We start from the raw sequence: 15,536 nt of genomic DNA on the forward strand, positions 1-15,536 counted from the left end.
GTACTCTTCTTATATCCTGAATCCGGCTTAGCTTTAAATCAACTCTACGCCTTAAGGAGAAGATTTCTTGTCGTCTATTTTTTTATCGATGTTAGCTGAAGAGTGTGATGTCGACTCTTTTAAGGCTTGTCCCAATTATATTTTGAAACTATCAATAATCTGAAAAGATGAATTAGATGCCCAAACTCTGCTCCTAAGCCAGAAGATTTAACGTGCGTGATATTACTTCCAAGATTGTGATTGAACCCTAAATACTGGAGGGACATTTGGCCTGTCATTTATGTTGGCCCTGTTACAAATGGGCAGATGTTTACATAACTACCTTAAGCTCGTAACTGATTGGTCATGCTCTGTAGCTACTATTTTGCGCCCCCCGCTAGCGGATAGTTTTATGAATGTTTAATTCGGAGATGGATGTTTGTCAGTACTGAAAAGTGCGCAAATTATGAAAATGTAAAGTAGGGTAAATGACTAAAATTGACCAGTCAGTACTGTTGTAATTTAGCGGTTCATGACAGGCGTGTACGCTTGTTCCAATTGGTCAATTCAACTGAGGGGAAATACTTACTGGGATTTTTATTTTAGCGGTAACTATCAGGATACTTATCAGGAAAAGAATAATGCATAAAACAATTGGTTTGGTATCAAGTTTGCTTTTGAGTTTTTCGATGTCTGTTGTCGGCGAAATTGATGCTAGCGATGATAAAGTGAAGCGCCTGGATTTACAGGGGCAGATTGATACAAAGGCTCCCTTATCAAAGACCTTGTGGGCGGGAGCGCATAATGCCTATGCATCCTATCAGTGGGATCAGGGTGTATATACCGATGTAAACCAGTGGTACGCGCCGGAGAAATTATTCAGTCGGGGAATACGTCTGGTCGAATATGATACTTACCCCGCTTCCAATTTCAGCTCAACACCGCACCTGTGTCATATGGGCCTGGAAGAGGCCACTATGTGTATTTATATGTTTGGTACAGCTGCAACGCTGGGGGATGGGCTGGATGAGATTAAGGATTTTCTTGAAGATAATAACGATGAAGTCATATTCCTAAAGTTTGAGGCTTACGATTCTGATTACCACCAGAACTTCCGCAATAAGATTGGTGAGAAAATTGAAAGCAGGTTGGGGGATCTGGTATTTAAGCCTACCGACTGGGGCTATACAGAAGATGATTGCGCCTCCCTGCCGGCGCAAACACTGACTAAACAGGATGTGTTGGATGCGGGACGCAACGTTATCCTATTTATTCAGGTGCCCAGAGAGTATCCGCACACTGGTGATAACAATCTGTGTGATTACCATGACGAGTCAAACACATCGAAATTCAGACGCAATGTCTGGATCGGTGTGGATGAAATGGATGCATCTGGAAACCTCACTTCTAATGAGCCACTTGCACAAAATTCCAGCCAGCTAACAGCAGATATCGATGGTAATGCCAGCGCAACCAGCCACTACAACAATGGGAATTTAAGTGTCGCCCTGGATGCAACAACGGAATATAGCAAGGATGACATCAAGTATTCCGGCAGTGAGATCCTGGAGAAAGCAGTATCTGGGTATAACATGCTTGAGTTGGCGCTGGTGGAGGCCAATGCGACCACTATAGGTGCTTCTAAAGCTCCCCAGATTGAAGATTTTACGTGGTCTTGGCGGAATGACTCTCCCAGTGGCAACAATAGTTGCGCCTGGTTAAGTAATGATGGAGAAATTCGTGACTATAGCTGTAGTACGGAGCGAGTGTTTGCCTGTGTGGACGATGAGCGAAACTGGCACATCAGCAGTGCATCGGGTACCTGGAGTGAAGGTTACTCCGCCTGTGAAGCTGATGGCTACCGCTATGGAATGCCTTATAACGCTTTGGAAAATGCCGCGCTCTATGCCAAGAGGAATTCAGAAGGTGTAACTACCTCGGCTTGGGTGAATTACTACGAACCATTTGATGGGTTCTGGATCGCCAACCAAGATAGTTACTCGGATTTTGGCTACATCAAAAAAGATGCCGTGGGTGGTACCGGAGGTGATGCGTTTGATTCAATCGACCTGGTAAAACGCAAACTGCTCGGCAGCGGCACTATGAATCTGAAGTCTGTCCAGATTCGTTCCGGTGGCCGAATTGATGGTTTTAAAGCTTGCTATGAATTTAAGCAATCCCTAAGCCATGCCACAGCCAGTGATCATGAATACTGTATTGAATATGGTGATGGAGATGGGGGCTCGATGGGGAGTGTGCTGAGTTTTAACTCCGCCAGCAGCGAGTATCTGGATGACGTTAAAATTTGTGTCGACGATGAAAAGCATGAAACAGGTAGTGTTTACTACCTTAAATTGACGTCGAGCAATGGCTCATCTATTTCCGGGGGGACTCAGCAGGGGACTTGTACAACTTATTCTTCCACTTCATCCCAGCAAATATTTGCTTTCCACGGGCGCCACGGTGATGAAATCAATGCTTTGGGCGTGCACAAGTTGTCCAACAGCTTGGTAAATCCAGGGTACTACGCAACCGAGTGGCTGGACCTGGATGATCCCTCCTCAGGTGGCATTGATTATGAGAGCTTTAACGAACACAAGTCAGCGGGAAATATAAGCAATAGCTGTGCTGTCAGTGATGTTGCTGGTATTGAGGCAAGGGTTGTTGATACGAAGTTGGATTATTCCTTAACCGGCGAAAGCATGCATATAGGCGATATCGGCACTAATTACCGCTTCTTTTGTGCAACAGAGGATTGTAGTGACTACGAAGTAAAGTATTTCTTCACTAACGCAGCCTGCCTACCTTAACGACTCACAATATCCCGGCGGTGAATATGCTGCCGGGATTCCTCTTACTACTCACTCACTAAAGGAAGCTCTCTCGGCTGAATACGGGGATTTCGCCTATAGTCGAACTCAAGCAATGTGCGGTATCAATCGGCAGAGCGAAGCCCATGAAATATGACGAGATACATGAGGATCATGCTGATCCCCTGATCAACCAATTACATCGAGCAATAAAATATGCCGTTAAATTTCTCGCCATTCTTATGGTGTTGGTCATATTCTGGACCATTGCGGATGTCGTCTATGTACTTTATGAAAGGCTAATGGAGACGCCATTCCTATTGCTGGATATGGAAGATATCCTCGAGACTTTTGGGGCCTTTCTCGCCGTTCTTATTGCCATTGAAATTTTCACTAATATCCGACTCTACCTGGGTACTAATGTGATACCGGTGCAATTGGTATTGGCTACAGCCTTAATGGCTGTAGCTCGGAAGGTTATTGTGCTCGACTTAAAATTTGTTAATGCGGAGCAAATAGTTGGTATTGCCCTGGTGACTATCGCCCTAGGAGTTTCCTACTGGCTGGTGAGGGAGAAAAGTAATAAACCTGGTTAGTACTTGTGATTTTTTGTCCTTGATAATGCTCACTTTATGATTTTATTTTTTGTATTTATACAGTTGGCTAAAATAGAATCATATCGTTAACTGCATTAATAGCTACTTACAATAGTTAGCCCGAACTAAGAGAGCCGGGCATTTGGCTGAGTGCCAAACCCACGATAAACCTTATTAATGAATAAGTCTTTCTGCTTCAATCGCACGAGGTGGTTGCAGGTTGTTACTGCGAAAGGTAGCTGCACTAATCCTTGCTTCTGGCCAATGGGAACTAGTGCCATTAGTGGGTTTCGTTTATAGCCTTTGATACTTTTTCCTTTTCTATTTCTAGCGATGGCCTTTGCCAGGTATTCACCTTGCTGAGAGGCGAGGTAGCCCAGTTTGGCCTCACCAATATCGGCAATATCTCCGAGTGCATACAAGCTTGGTTCGTCAATAACTTGAAGTCTGTTATCGACTTTCACAAATCCCTGCTCATTAAGGATATGCGCTAAGTGCGGTTTTAGGTAATCATTGTTGGGCAGCGCACCAATTGCTTCAAAAACCAGGTCTGCATCGCTGGCTTGGCCATTGTTGAGATTTATATAGCAGCCATTCTGATATTGGTAGCGGCTGTTAAACTGAATTTCTACACCTAAATTCTCTAATTGTCTCTGGGCTTTGATCTGTGCTTTAGGCTTGAAGTTGTCCAGTAAGACCTCTTTATTGTGTGTCAGAATTACGTGAGTGCTCGGCATAGCGTGCGCGATCTCTCCTGCCAATTCGACACCAACGACTCCTCCTCCTATAACCATGACTTTCCTTGCTTGTTTCAGTCGCTGGTGCTCGTTCAACAGTTCTTGGTTCCGGGATTGAATATCCATTGCTGAAAGGGATTTGGCTAGCGGCATGCTCGGATATCGGGTGCCGGAGGCGAGTATGGCACTGTTGAAATGTAACTCTGTTCCATCTGCCAAACGCGCTGATTTCGCAGACATTTCCATTACATCTCCCTGAATGAAGCGGCCATAGAAAAAGTCCCTATAGTACTTGCGCGCTTGATTCCCGGTGCTGGATGGATCGGTTACATTGCGCAAGGTGGCAAAAGTGACTTCGAAATAATCTTTTTTGTCTACCAGAATGGTATGGAGCCCATGTCTTTCCAGTGCTTGTGCGACAGACACACCGGCGAAACCACCGCCTACTATCAATACTTCCGCTTCAATTACCATATTTTTCAACCATTAGAGGGTGTACAGGTCATTTGAATCCATTTTATGATGTAGCGAATATGCTGTGAATGTGTGATTATGAGACTCTGATGTGCATATTTGCACATGCTGAGCATGGGGGGCTTGAGGTAAATAATGGATAAATGGACTGAGTTAAGGACCGCTTACAAGCTGGCCAAGCTTGGCACTCTGAGTGCAACGGCCCAGGAGATTGGTATCCACAGGTCCACCGTGATGCGCCATATTAATGTATTGGAGGAGAGCCTTGGGGTTGTACTATTTCAGCGCAATGACAAAGGCTATATTCCAACGGAGGCGGGGCTGGAGGTTATGCGACTGGGAGCGGTGACGGACAGCCATTTTTCTCAGTTGTCCTCGCGGTTACAAAGCAAAGAGCAGAATTTGCAAGGCAACCTCACCATCACCTCTGTCGGCGAAATGGTAGACCTGTTGATGCCGCTCATTAGGCAGTACCAGGCCCAGCACCCAGGTATGCTTGTCAATTTAATCGGGGACCTGCGCAATTTTAACCTGGAGTACGGTGAAGCTGATATTGCAATTCGTGTCGGTGAGAAACCAACGACACCTGATAATATTGTGCTGCCATTTTTCACTACAGAATTCGTTTTCTATGCACACAAATCCTATGTTGAAGAGTATGGGCTTCCCGATAAAAGTAATCTTCAAGAGCACAGGTTTCTGGCTTTAGGTGATCGTCCGTTACACTTTGACTGGAATGAATGGGTTTATAATCATATCCACGATCAAAATATTGTCCTGACTACTTCCAGTCAGCAAATTCTTAACCAGGCAATGCTTTCTGGTTGTGGCATTGGCGCCATGCCGAGAATTCTGGCTAAAAAATTTGAAGACATTATTGAGATTCCTACGCCTGAAAGCTGGCAAATCTCAACTTGGATACTTGTTCATCGCGATATGTTTAATATGCCAAAAATCCGTGAGTTTCTTAGCATCTTAAAGCTCTGGCGAAAATGAACAATGCCAAGTGCCAGCCCAGAGAAAATCATAACAGCGGCCATAAACTTTTCGGGACCAATCGATTCGCCAGTTAATAACCAACTGAAAAAGAGTCCAAAAACGGGGCAGAGTAAACCTAAAGGCGCAACAGTAGACAGCGGGTACTTAACGATTAACCGGTTCCAGAACCAGTATCCCAGCAGAGTGGTTGGGTAGGCCTGAAACAATATGGAGAAAATCAACTTTCCACTAAGGTTGTTTTGAATTTCATAAAATACAGCCACACCATTTTGAATATAGGTAGCAGCGAACAGTGGTAACGGTGCAAAAAATAACCCCCAGACAATAAAGCTAAATACTTGCTGTGTGCCACTGGCCTTTACAATGAGCCCACTGATGCTCCAGCTGGTAGCCGCTATTAGGATAAGTGCAATACTGATAAGGGGCACAGTGCCATCTTCAACCATCAAACTTAGCAACAGCCCTCCCAAGGCAAGTAGAGCCCCAAGAGCTTTCTGCGGGATAATCTTTTCTTTCAGGAATACCCAGCCGAATAGTAAGCTAATCGCAACATTTACTTGCAAAAGAAGTGAGGCCATTCCCGCAGAGAGTCCGCTAGAAATTGCCCAGGTGGCCATCCCCCAAACCCCACAGCCAAAAGTCAGGCTGTAGGCCAGAACGTACTTCCAGCTGACTGTCGGCCTGGAAACGAAAAGCACTGCCGGAAAGGCTGCCAAAGAAAAGCGTAAAGCCACCAGAAGGAGTGGGTCCAGATCTTCCGTTCCCATCTGAATAACAATGAAGTTGAAGCCCCACATTGCCATTAGTAGCACACCAAGTAATAAATCCGAGTACCGCATCAGCCCCTCCAATTTGTCTCGAGGCTAACTATCCAAGAAATGAAAAAAGGTATACAGATGCAATTTTTGTATAAAATAGGTATACAGTTTGGGCGGAGACGGAATCGGAGAGGGGATAGGTGCGGTATAAAGAGCTTGCCGAACGCTGTATTGAGGATATTCAGTCAGGGAGAATACCAAGCGGTCATAAACTGCCGTCCCTCAGGCGGTTCGCTGCACAAAACGAAGTGAGCCTGACAACAGCCCAAAGCACCTATTACTTGCTGGAGGAACTCGGCTGGGCGAAGGTTCGACCGCAATCTGGATTCTTTGCCTCAGTTCCTCCCAGCAGTAACCCGCCTCCCATAATGCCCGCATTCACCTGCCGAACAACAGATCCAGTAAATCACGATTGCTATTTTCGTGGATTGGGAACAGGGCCATTGGGTGTTGCGTCTTTATCCCCAGATCTATTGCCGTTAGATTCCCTGGAGCGCAGTATGCGGCGGGCAACCCGAGAGGCTGGCGCCAGTATGCATGGCTATCCGGTTTCCTCAGGGGAGCCGCTTTTGCGCAGTGCGCTTAGCGCACACTTTGCCAGTTATGATTTGCATTTCTCTGCCAATGAATTAGTAGTGACGAATGGTTGTATGGATGCCGTCCGCACGGCGATTGCCATTACGACTAGGCCCGGTGATGCGGTTGCGATCAGTTCTCCTTGTTACAACGGTCTTCTTAATCTGTTGGCGTTGATGGGACGAAAAGTTGTTGAGATACCGACTGTTGAAAACGGCTTAGACCTCGCACAGCTAGAGCGCTATATGCAGCAGGGACTGGTCCAAGCGGGTCTTTTTAGCAGCAGTCATATGAATCCTACGGGAGTGTCCCTGAGCTCGGAGCAGAAAGAGAACCTGGCCGCACTGGCTGGTAAATATCGGATTCCAATTGTCGAGGATGATGTGTATTTGGAGCTCGGATTTCAAAGAAGTCTGCCCATGCCCGTGCGCTACTGGGACCGGAGCGGGTATGTGCTTTGGTGTGGCTCTATCTCCAAGACATTGAGCGCAGGCTATCGACTGGGGTGGTGCTTACCAGGAAGGTATCGAAAACAATATGAACGCTATCGATTTACCGAAAGTTTCGGTGTGAACTTGCCCGTCCAATTAGCGGTAGCCGATTTCATCGGTACCAATCAATACTCCCGTCATGTGCAGGGGCTCAGGCAAAAGCTTGCCTTCCAGGTCGCATCCTATCGCAACTACTTAAGTTCAAACTTGCCCGATGAATCACGCATCAGTGATCCCCATGGAGGAATGGTAATTTGGTTGCAGATCCCAGGGTTGGATAGCCGGAGTCTTTGCCGTGTGGCTTCCGAAGAAAATATAGCCTTGTTGGGCGGTGCAGATTTCAGCACGCTTGATCTCTACGGTGATTGTGTGCGGGTGAATTGTGGTTGGCCGCTTGAAGGTAAAGATGGAGGGAAGACTGAGGCCGGATTTCAGTTGGAACGTTTTATCGAGTTAACTCACTCATGCCGATAATTAATATTATTCAGATACTCACAACCTTGGAAGAAGGTACCTGAACTTTCATATCGTTACACTGCTTTTGATAGTTATTTTTCCTCTGCTAGAATCCGCGTCCCTTTTAGGATGATTGTTCACGGAGGACATCTCATGAAAACTCTTGCCACTTTTACAGCAGCGATTGCTATTGCCGGTGCGGTTCCCGCTCAAGCAGAACAGACTTTTGAACTGCCTAAGTTTAGTCAGTGTTCTGTAGCAGCTTCTGCAAGTAATACTAATGATCGCGAGGTTTATCGCATCTTTTCAGACTTCTATTATGAAATAGAAGACTCTCGAGAGTATGCAGTTAAGGCTGTGCAATACTGGGCTGAAAGCTTTGCAGAAGATTGTGCCGGGGAGACAACTCAAGTCAGCCTGGATATGGTTCAGTGTGATAATTTTATTGGCGGTGCGCCGGTTTGCAGAATAGAAAGTGATGAAGGTGATTACGTCATTGTGAAAGACTATGTTGATTCAACCAACGTAGTACTCTCTCAACATGATCAACAGAATTGGCCAGGAATACACTCTTCGAATGATCAGGAAACTCTGTGGATGGCCAGACCTGAACTCTGCTATAGCGAGCTTCTGGAAGGGGGTATTGATTCCCAGGCATATTACCTGGATGCCTATAACTATCGCTACTTTGGTGATTACCGCTATGTATTGGCAAGGAGCAGTCGCGATTTAGTGCAAACTCTTGACAGCCAATACAGTCAGTGTGAATACGATACTGCGGGAATTGAAGCCTACAAAATGCAGTGTTCTGAGACCTCCCAGGGGACGAAGGTGTGCGCAACTGCACATACTGGCGCCGGCTATTTCGTATTCGTGAGTGACGATCATCACGGCATGCACGTTATTTTCAACCGCTGGGACTGATTACTCTATTAGTCCACTTATAAAGCGCCTCCCTGTAAGGGGAGGCACCTGATTGCGAATCTTAATTAGCTTGCTCTATACAGTGCGCAGAGCTTATTGCCAGCAGGGTCTCGTAAGTAGGCGAGGTAGATTGGGCCTACGGCGCTATCCCTTACGCCTGGGGGCTCTTCGCAGCTGGTACCACCGTTGGCAATACCTGCAGCATGCCAGGCATCAACCTCTTCAGAACTGTTTACTGTAAAGCCAATAGTGCTGCCGTTGCCATGGCTTGCGGGCTCCCCATTGATGGGTTTGGTGATGGCAAAAATACCGTTGTCATTAAAATAGAAGCAGCGGCCACGATCATCAATAGTGCCGGGTTTGTAACCCAATATTCCAAAAGTGGAATCGTAAAATACCTTTGATTCCTCGATATCGTTGGCCCCGACCATAATATGACTAAACATTGATGTCACCTTAAATTAATTTTAGGGTAGTTGTGCGTGAAAGATTGTATACCAATACTATTAAACATCAATGAATAATCATTCACTCATTGCCTAATAGAATTGTTCGTTTATCCGTTACCTCCAGGCTGTACCTCTCAGGGTGTGTGGACTGGTGCAGCTTTCTATCTATTGCGGTTTATATATGAGATGCCTCACAGATATATTAAATATTGCGCGATTCAATGATCATTAATATTTATTTTAAATTCTGTTGTTGATAATAATAATGTGGTGGCTAATTCGGGCGATATCGGATTTCTTATCGATATTTTTTTGCTTGACTGACTGGTATTTGTTTTTTGTTCTGTTTGATAGGTTTTATTTTCTGGTTTGGTTTATTTTTATTGTGGTATATAGGTTGATAGTGTGAATTTTAAGGGGTTAAAATTCTGGAGATTTGATTTGATAAAAAATAATAAATGGTTTTCGCTTAAAGGTTTACTTTGGGTGTAAATTGCGCCAATTATTTCATTAAAAAATTTAATTTTATGGTCAGGTTAAGCTGTCGGCCGTATTTTTTAGGGATAAAAAATGAAGCGTCGAGATCTATTGAAGGCTGCAGGTGTAATGTCTGCATCACCGCTTATGGGAGTGGCATCAGCTAAGGCTGGAACAAGTAATGCTTTGGATGGCTCTAGTTTCCCAGAGTCAATAATGGTTGGTGATCTATCAGATTCCTCCGGAGTACTCAGTGTAATACAGGGAATCTTACCTGATGATGTTATTGGCCATCTTCTTATGGCTGAGGGTATTCCACTGGCGTCTAACCATCTTACACCTAATGGAAAGGGAGCTTTGACCCGGCTCGACTTTACTGGGCGGAGCAATAACAGTGAAGTTCCCTATACCCGAAAAATGATACGTACCGCGTCTGCGATAATGCAGGAGCAGGATTTAACAGGTTTTGATAAATTCAATTTGTTAGGTGGGACAATATACTCAAGCCCGAATCTGGGATTTATGAACTACTGCAATACGGCCCCCAACTATATGGGAGATAACCGTTTTGCAATGAGTTATGAAGGGGGTATGCCCTATGAGTTTGATGCTACAACTCTAGAGATGGTAACCCCTATTGGAGAAGTGGATGAATGGAAATCGAGCTTACCTCCGCTGCTTGAAAATCTAACCCCAGAAAAGTGGCTATTTCCCCAGGTTCGGACCACCGGTCACCCTTTCTTTGATCTGGAAACAGGTAACTGTATCACCATCAACTATGGTGGAAATATTGGTGATTCTGGTGGCTCAGGATTTATTCGATTAATTCGCTGGGATCGAGAGGGTGCATTTGAAAGTTGGAACATTCGGGATCGTCAGGGTAACAACGCCTATATTGCTGCAAGCTCACACTCTCTTGGCGTAACGCGAAATCATATCATTGTCTTTGAAACTGCAGCGAGAGTTGAATCTACCCGAATTATTGGAACAAGAATAGTTCTGCCTCAAGAACACCGGACCCGGTGTTGGGTTATTCGGAAGGCCGATATGGTGCCGGGTGCTGATACTATTATCGCAGATTACCTGGAGCTCGGCTTTGATACTTCGGACATTGTCTGTAACTACGATGACAATGCGGGTGAGATTACCCTGTATGGCCAATATATGGGGGCAATGGATAAATCTGAGCAGTTATTCCGCTTTGAAATCCTGCAGAAGGGAGGTTTGGTACCCAAGTGGTTGTCCGGATACCCTGCAGCACCGCTGGATGTTGGAGGTTTGGTACGTGCCCGGATTCGAGTTAACTCAAATTCAGCTATTGAGATAAAAGAAGATTACCGGGTTATTCGGGATGATGCGCTTTCCTGGGATATGAATGATCCGGCTTACCGTGGGCACTTCCAGTTCCCTGAAACCTTTGAGCACCTTTATTGGGCTGCTGTGGGTTACAGGCCTGACCATATATCTATGCGGGTTTCCTGGGCATATCGCGATTATCCTGAGCGCCACTACGGCTATTGGAATATGCCTGAAGAAAGTCGTCCCTCTGCCTTGATTCATATGGACTGCGTCAATATGAAAATTGCGGATGCCTTTCAGTTCCCAGAAGATTGCGTAATGCGTACACCGCAATTTATGGCCCGCCCGGGCTCCACGGCCCAGAACGACGGTTATGTGATTGCAGCAGTTGTACGCAAATATCCAACGACATCCGATTCCAATGGTAAAGAGTTTTGGATTTTTGATGCGGCACGTCTCAGTGGTGGGCCAATTTGTATCCTAGCTAACCGATCACTGGAATTTGCAACTACGAATCATGCATTGTGGGTGCCATCCATTGGTCGTCGCCCTTTATCGGCCTACCGGTCAAATTATGCTGATTTTCTTCGCAGTAAGGCGCCTGATCACAGCAGTAATGTTCGGGACATTATCGATGGGGAGCTACTTCCCCGTTTTGGTTGATTTATCCAGTCTACGTTAATGCAATAAAGGGAATTTAGGTATGTGTGCAGAAATAATAACCAAATCCAAACATTTATTGAGGTGGTGTAAAAAAGCTCTTTGTATAGCAGGCGTTTTCATGGCTGCTATAAGTGTTGCAGAGCAGCTACCGCCACCAATTGAAGTGCCTGAAGTATTAAAAAACTACCAGGATACTCAGGATTGTTTCCCTGGTGTTATCCATGATCCGACCAGTATTGATGAAGTTCAGCAGATAGTACGTGATGCAGCCAACCAAGGTCGTAAAGTGATGACCGGGAGTCGCAGATTCAACAGTCAGATTGATGCGGCTTGTGCAGGTAATGGAGAGGTACAAATCACTCTGGAAAATATGGATCAGGTCGTTAGCCTAGACAAAGATAACCTGTTGGTTACTGTCCAGGCCGGTATGAGATTCCGGGATTTGACCGCCTATCTTCGAGAGCATGAACTAAGCGTGCCCATGGTGACAGAGCTGGCCATATTCACGATAGGCGGTATGCTGGGAAGCGGTACTCACGGTTCAACTTTTACACAAAAAAGCAGCATGATCTCTGATTATGTCACCGAATTGAAGTTGGTTGATGGCAATGGGGACTTACGAGTAATCAATGGTGAGATGCTCAATGCCGCCAGGGTAAACCTAGGTGTTTTAGGTGTAGTTGTTGAGGTGACTATAGAGGTTGAACCTGGCTATAAAGTACAAGCAAAAGTAAAGGGGTATCACAGCGATGATGAGCTGGAGGATGTTGTTCTTGATTTGGCTCGAGATAATCATTCAGCAAATGTTGCCTGGTTCCCAGGGTTAGGGCGCTATACCGTAACAACTTACAACAAGGTACCTTTGTCGACTAAGGGTAATGCCTACAATGCCCAGGCAGATGTATCGGATTTTTCCGAATATTTATTCGGGCTGATATTTGATAGCCTTCATGAAGCTGATAGTGCAGCATTGCAGTGTTTTGCAGCTTCTCTTCGCCATACCGCTCGCTCCAGTTCCTATTTCAGGGATGTTGATTCAGGCTTGAAAAAGTTTATTAAGCCCACTGGACATGCGGACCTGATGCAACATTTCGTATGTAAAGAGCCAGACAAATGTGTCTGGGATAACCTTCCAATTGCACTTCAGGAAGTCGCGATTCCATTTGAAGAACTGCCCAACTGGATTGCGGATGTCCGCCAGATTATTGCAAATAGTGAAAAAACCTGTTTTCCGCTGAATGGCATTTATTTCCGTTTTGGCAAGGCTTCTGATAGCTATTTAGGGATGACAGCAGGCCGTGACACAGCGTTTGTAGGGATTGAATATACCCTTCGTCAACGAGGTGAAGCTGTGCCAAAGAACTACTTTGTCAATTTGGAAATTGAGCAGATGTCTCTCCGGAAGTATGGAGCCAGGCCTCACTGGGGTAAGAATTCAGTCGCTATTTTTGAGGACATGGCTGAGCGATTCCCCAAATGGTCCCAGTTTATGGATGTTAAAGAAGAGTTGGACCCAAACAATATATTTTCCAACCCCTTTTGGAATCGGGTAAGTGGGGCTGATCCTTTGGAAAACTATTTAACTCCTGGCTGCAATCCCGATGGTCAGTGCTATTGTCAAACAGATGAACACTGTGAAGAGGGTTCCAGCTGCCAAGCGGGAGTTTGGTATTCAGACGCAAGGATTTGTAAAGCGGATTAGAGCGCTTTAGGGGGGGTAATTCCACCCCCTGCGTATAATTGGTAGTGAATAGCAATAAGAGGCTTTTAACTGCTGAGCGGGAAAGAATACTCGAGAGACTAAGCCTACAATCGGTATTCATGCCTTATAGGTATTCTTTCCCTGCTCTTTATTATTAAGTTACAGGTTGCTGGTCACAGCAATTAGCAATGCTTTCTCTCACAAGTTGGCAGAAGTGTGCAGGATCTTCCAGAGGCAGCATATGATTTGCTGAGCTTACCTCTTGTGGATGAGTATCTGGAATCAATGTACCTGCCGCAAGCGATACAGTTTTAAATAGCTGGCGAGTATTACTGCCATAGGCCACGGAAACTGGAATAGATATGCCTGATAGGCTACTAGGGTTCAGTGCGGGTTGTTCAGTTTGATTAAGCTGTAGAGGCAGGGTGTAGGCATTATCCAGCTGCTGCACACGATATTTTAGGGGCTGCTGAGAGAAGTAGCCAGTTTGATTCCCAGAGCCGTCGATTAGTAGCTTAACGGCAGTATCCAGCTCACCTTCAGCTGTTGTTTTGAAAATTTCTGCAAACATAGCTTCAGCATCTTGGCGATACTCTTCCATGTTATTGTTTTCAATGTATCCCGGATATCCAGGCTCATAAAGGTACAGACTTTTGATTAATTGAGGAGCCTTTATGGCAGCATTTAAGCTCACATCGGCACCATAGGACCATCCTACTAGGTGGACAGGGCCTATATCCAGGGCCTCAATCAGTCCGATTAGGTCTTCTGCATGGGTATCAATTCCAAAGGGGCCTTCCGAAGGACTCCCCGGATTACCGAAATGCCTTTGGGTGAATGAAATCGCTCTAAATTCATTTGATAGAATTTTGCAGTGTTCTTGCCACATGCGAGCATCGGCCAGTGCGCCATGTAGAAAAACAATGGGTTCTCCCTGTCCCTCCTGGAAATAAGAAATAGAGTGGTTGTTTACAGTGATGGAGTCTTTTGGATTTCCGTCCATGGGGCTAGCTTCCTGGGAGCCACTTTTTAGCGCTTATCATAGTCTATAGGAGCTTTATGCTTAACATTTTCTAGTCCAGTTGTTAGGAGAGAGAGACAGCTGCCCTAATGGCTCTCTTATGAGATTAAACCGATAGGTCTCCTAAGGGTAATCAACGAGTTTTTCGGGTATAGTTGATTTGTTTTGACGTAGTGGGTAGATGTATATGGAATCGCTGATAAAGGACCGCTTGAAATCACTGGAAGTAGAGCGGGATATTGAAATTATCTATGCCTGTGAGTCAGGAAGCCGCGCATGGGGATTTGAATCCCCTGATAGTGACTGGGATGTAAGGTTTATCTATAAGCGTAATATTCAGCAATATCTCACTATAGGTACTCCCAGAGATGTCGTTGAGGTTCCTTTTGATAAGAAGCTTGGTGATGAGCTGGACTTGGTTGGCTGGGATATTAAGAAGACTTTAACTTTGATGAGGGCAAGTAACCCCACTTTAATCGAGTGGCTATTTTCGCCAAAGGTCTATTTTAGAAATGAAGATATTTTGGAATCATTGCAGGATTTGGCTCTAAAATGTTGGCAGCCGCGAGCATTAGCTCATCACTATGTCAGTATGGGATTTAATACTTATTCCAGATTTATTCAGGAGGGTGATAAAGGCTTTAAAGAGATTAAGGTCAAGAAGTTACTTTATGTGCTGCGTTCACTGCTTAATGCTCTGTATATAAAAGAGTTTACAAAAATTCCTCCTGTGGACTTTAGTCATATGTACAACGAATTGTTGCCTTCCTCAGGAAGTAAGTGGCTTCTGGATATTCTTTCCAGTTTGATTGTGAAAAAGAAGGAGCTTGAAGAGGGTGATTTGATAGCCGTTGATGGCAAACTGGATAGCTGGATACAAGAAAATTTGGATAGATCTGGTGCCAATTCTATAGAGGAAAGGCCAAAGTTGGATCTTACAGAATTTGACAGGCTTTTTCGTAAAGTGGTTGGTGTATAGTCTTTTAAATCAGGCGGATAGGGCGTCACTTAACACGCGAGTATACAACCCCCAAAGTACTGAGTAACTTGTAATACTGCCCAGTG

Annotated in this window: 12 protein-coding genes; 8 read left to right on the top strand and 4 right to left on the bottom strand. The window is 45.1% G+C overall.

Annotated elements, in window-relative coordinates; genetic code table 11:
- Window positions 1–620: 620 nt before the first annotated feature.
- Window positions 621–2,789, top strand: a complete 2,169-nt coding sequence (locus ACJJI1_RS16830; RefSeq protein ID WP_444957350.1) for a jacalin-like lectin — start codon at window positions 621–623, stop codon at window positions 2,787–2,789.
- A gap of 146 nt (window positions 2,790–2,935) precedes the next feature.
- The gene (locus ACJJI1_RS16835) at window positions 2,936–3,385 is read left to right on the top strand and encodes a phosphate-starvation-inducible PsiE family protein (protein ID WP_413665304.1); all 450 of its coding nucleotides are present in this window, start codon (window positions 2,936–2,938) and stop codon (window positions 3,383–3,385) included.
- A gap of 125 nt (window positions 3,386–3,510) precedes the next feature.
- On the opposite strand, the gene ACJJI1_RS16840 is transcribed toward ACJJI1_RS16835, so the two are convergent.
- Window positions 3,511–4,596, bottom strand: a complete 1,086-nt coding sequence (locus ACJJI1_RS16840) for an FAD-dependent oxidoreductase (protein WP_444957351.1) — start codon at window positions 4,594–4,596, stop codon at window positions 3,511–3,513.
- A gap of 135 nt (window positions 4,597–4,731) precedes the next feature.
- On the opposite strand from ACJJI1_RS16840, the gene ACJJI1_RS16845 reads away from it, so the two are divergent.
- Window positions 4,732–5,592 (top strand): LysR family transcriptional regulator, encoded by an 861-nt coding sequence (locus ACJJI1_RS16845; RefSeq protein WP_444957352.1) that lies wholly within the window; start codon window positions 4,732–4,734, stop codon window positions 5,590–5,592.
- Here ACJJI1_RS16845 and ACJJI1_RS16850 read toward each other — a convergent pair.
- Complete coding sequence (locus tag ACJJI1_RS16850; RefSeq protein WP_444957353.1) at window positions 5,523–6,434, bottom strand: EamA family transporter; 912 nt, start codon at window positions 6,432–6,434, stop codon at window positions 5,523–5,525. The genes ACJJI1_RS16845 and ACJJI1_RS16850 overlap by 70 nt on opposite strands.
- Before the next feature lie 119 nt (window positions 6,435–6,553).
- Here ACJJI1_RS16850 and ACJJI1_RS16855 point away from each other — a divergent pair, with 119 nt between their 5' ends.
- Complete coding sequence (locus ACJJI1_RS16855) at window positions 6,554–7,954, top strand: aminotransferase-like domain-containing protein (RefSeq protein WP_444957354.1); 1,401 nt, start codon at window positions 6,554–6,556, stop codon at window positions 7,952–7,954.
- Between the two features lie 135 nt (window positions 7,955–8,089).
- Window positions 8,090–8,860 (top strand): hypothetical protein, encoded by a 771-nt coding sequence (locus tag ACJJI1_RS16860; protein ID WP_444957355.1) that lies wholly within the window; start codon window positions 8,090–8,092, stop codon window positions 8,858–8,860.
- A 65-nt stretch (window positions 8,861–8,925) separates the two neighbouring features.
- Here the strand turns inward: ACJJI1_RS16860 and ACJJI1_RS16865 are convergent, their stop codons facing one another.
- On the bottom strand, window positions 8,926–9,306 hold the full coding sequence (locus ACJJI1_RS16865) for a VOC family protein (protein WP_413665310.1): 381 nt from the start codon (window positions 9,304–9,306) through the stop codon (window positions 8,926–8,928).
- 573 nt (window positions 9,307–9,879) lie between these two features.
- On the opposite strand from ACJJI1_RS16865, the gene ACJJI1_RS16870 reads away from it, so the two are divergent.
- Both ACJJI1_RS16870 and ACJJI1_RS16875 read left to right on the top strand, forming a co-directional pair.
- The gene (locus ACJJI1_RS16870) at window positions 9,880–11,748 is read left to right on the top strand and encodes a carotenoid oxygenase family protein (RefSeq protein WP_444957356.1); all 1,869 of its coding nucleotides are present in this window, start codon (window positions 9,880–9,882) and stop codon (window positions 11,746–11,748) included.
- A 118-nt stretch (window positions 11,749–11,866) separates the two neighbouring features.
- Window positions 11,867–13,450 carry a D-arabinono-1,4-lactone oxidase gene (locus ACJJI1_RS16875; RefSeq protein WP_444957357.1) on the top strand — a complete coding sequence of 528 codons (1,584 nt, stop codon included), beginning with the start codon at window positions 11,867–11,869 and terminating at the stop codon, window positions 13,448–13,450.
- 154 nt (window positions 13,451–13,604) lie between these two features.
- Here the strand turns inward: ACJJI1_RS16875 and ACJJI1_RS16880 are convergent, their stop codons facing one another.
- A complete protein-coding gene (locus ACJJI1_RS16880; RefSeq protein ID WP_444957358.1) occupies window positions 13,605–14,453 on the bottom strand; it encodes an alpha/beta fold hydrolase in 849 nt (282 codons plus the stop codon).
- 205 nt (window positions 14,454–14,658) lie between these two features.
- Between ACJJI1_RS16880 and ACJJI1_RS16885 the strand changes: the two genes are divergently transcribed.
- Window positions 14,659–15,450 (top strand): nucleotidyltransferase domain-containing protein, encoded by a 792-nt coding sequence (locus ACJJI1_RS16885; RefSeq protein WP_444957359.1) that lies wholly within the window; start codon window positions 14,659–14,661, stop codon window positions 15,448–15,450.
- Window positions 15,451–15,536: the final 86 nt, after the last annotated feature.

It is taken from the genome of Microbulbifer maximicatervae (SeqCode) (genome assembly GCF_052467065.1).

Coding starts and splice junctions, on each gene's coding strand:
- ACJJI1_RS16850 (WP_444957353.1), bottom strand. CDS start 6,434: ATGCGGTACTCGGATTTATTACTTGGTGTGCTACTAATGGCAATGTGG.
- ACJJI1_RS16870 (WP_444957356.1), top strand. CDS start 9,880: ATGAAGCGTCGAGATCTATTGAAGGCTGCAGGTGTAATGTCTGCATCA.
- ACJJI1_RS16885 (WP_444957359.1), top strand. CDS start 14,659: ATGGAATCGCTGATAAAGGACCGCTTGAAATCACTGGAAGTAGAGCGG.
- ACJJI1_RS16840 (WP_444957351.1), bottom strand. CDS start 4,596: ATGGTAATTGAAGCGGAAGTATTGATAGTAGGCGGTGGTTTCGCCGGT.
- ACJJI1_RS16880 (WP_444957358.1), bottom strand. CDS start 14,453: ATGGACGGAAATCCAAAAGACTCCATCACTGTAAACAACCACTCTATT.
- ACJJI1_RS16830 (WP_444957350.1), top strand. CDS start 621: ATGCATAAAACAATTGGTTTGGTATCAAGTTTGCTTTTGAGTTTTTCG.
- ACJJI1_RS16845 (WP_444957352.1), top strand. CDS start 4,732: ATGGATAAATGGACTGAGTTAAGGACCGCTTACAAGCTGGCCAAGCTT.
- ACJJI1_RS16875 (WP_444957357.1), top strand. CDS start 11,867: ATGGCTGCTATAAGTGTTGCAGAGCAGCTACCGCCACCAATTGAAGTG.
- ACJJI1_RS16860 (WP_444957355.1), top strand. CDS start 8,090: ATGAAAACTCTTGCCACTTTTACAGCAGCGATTGCTATTGCCGGTGCG.
- ACJJI1_RS16835 (WP_413665304.1), top strand. CDS start 2,936: ATGAAATATGACGAGATACATGAGGATCATGCTGATCCCCTGATCAAC.
- ACJJI1_RS16865 (WP_413665310.1), bottom strand. CDS start 9,306: ATGTTTAGTCATATTATGGTCGGGGCCAACGATATCGAGGAATCAAAG.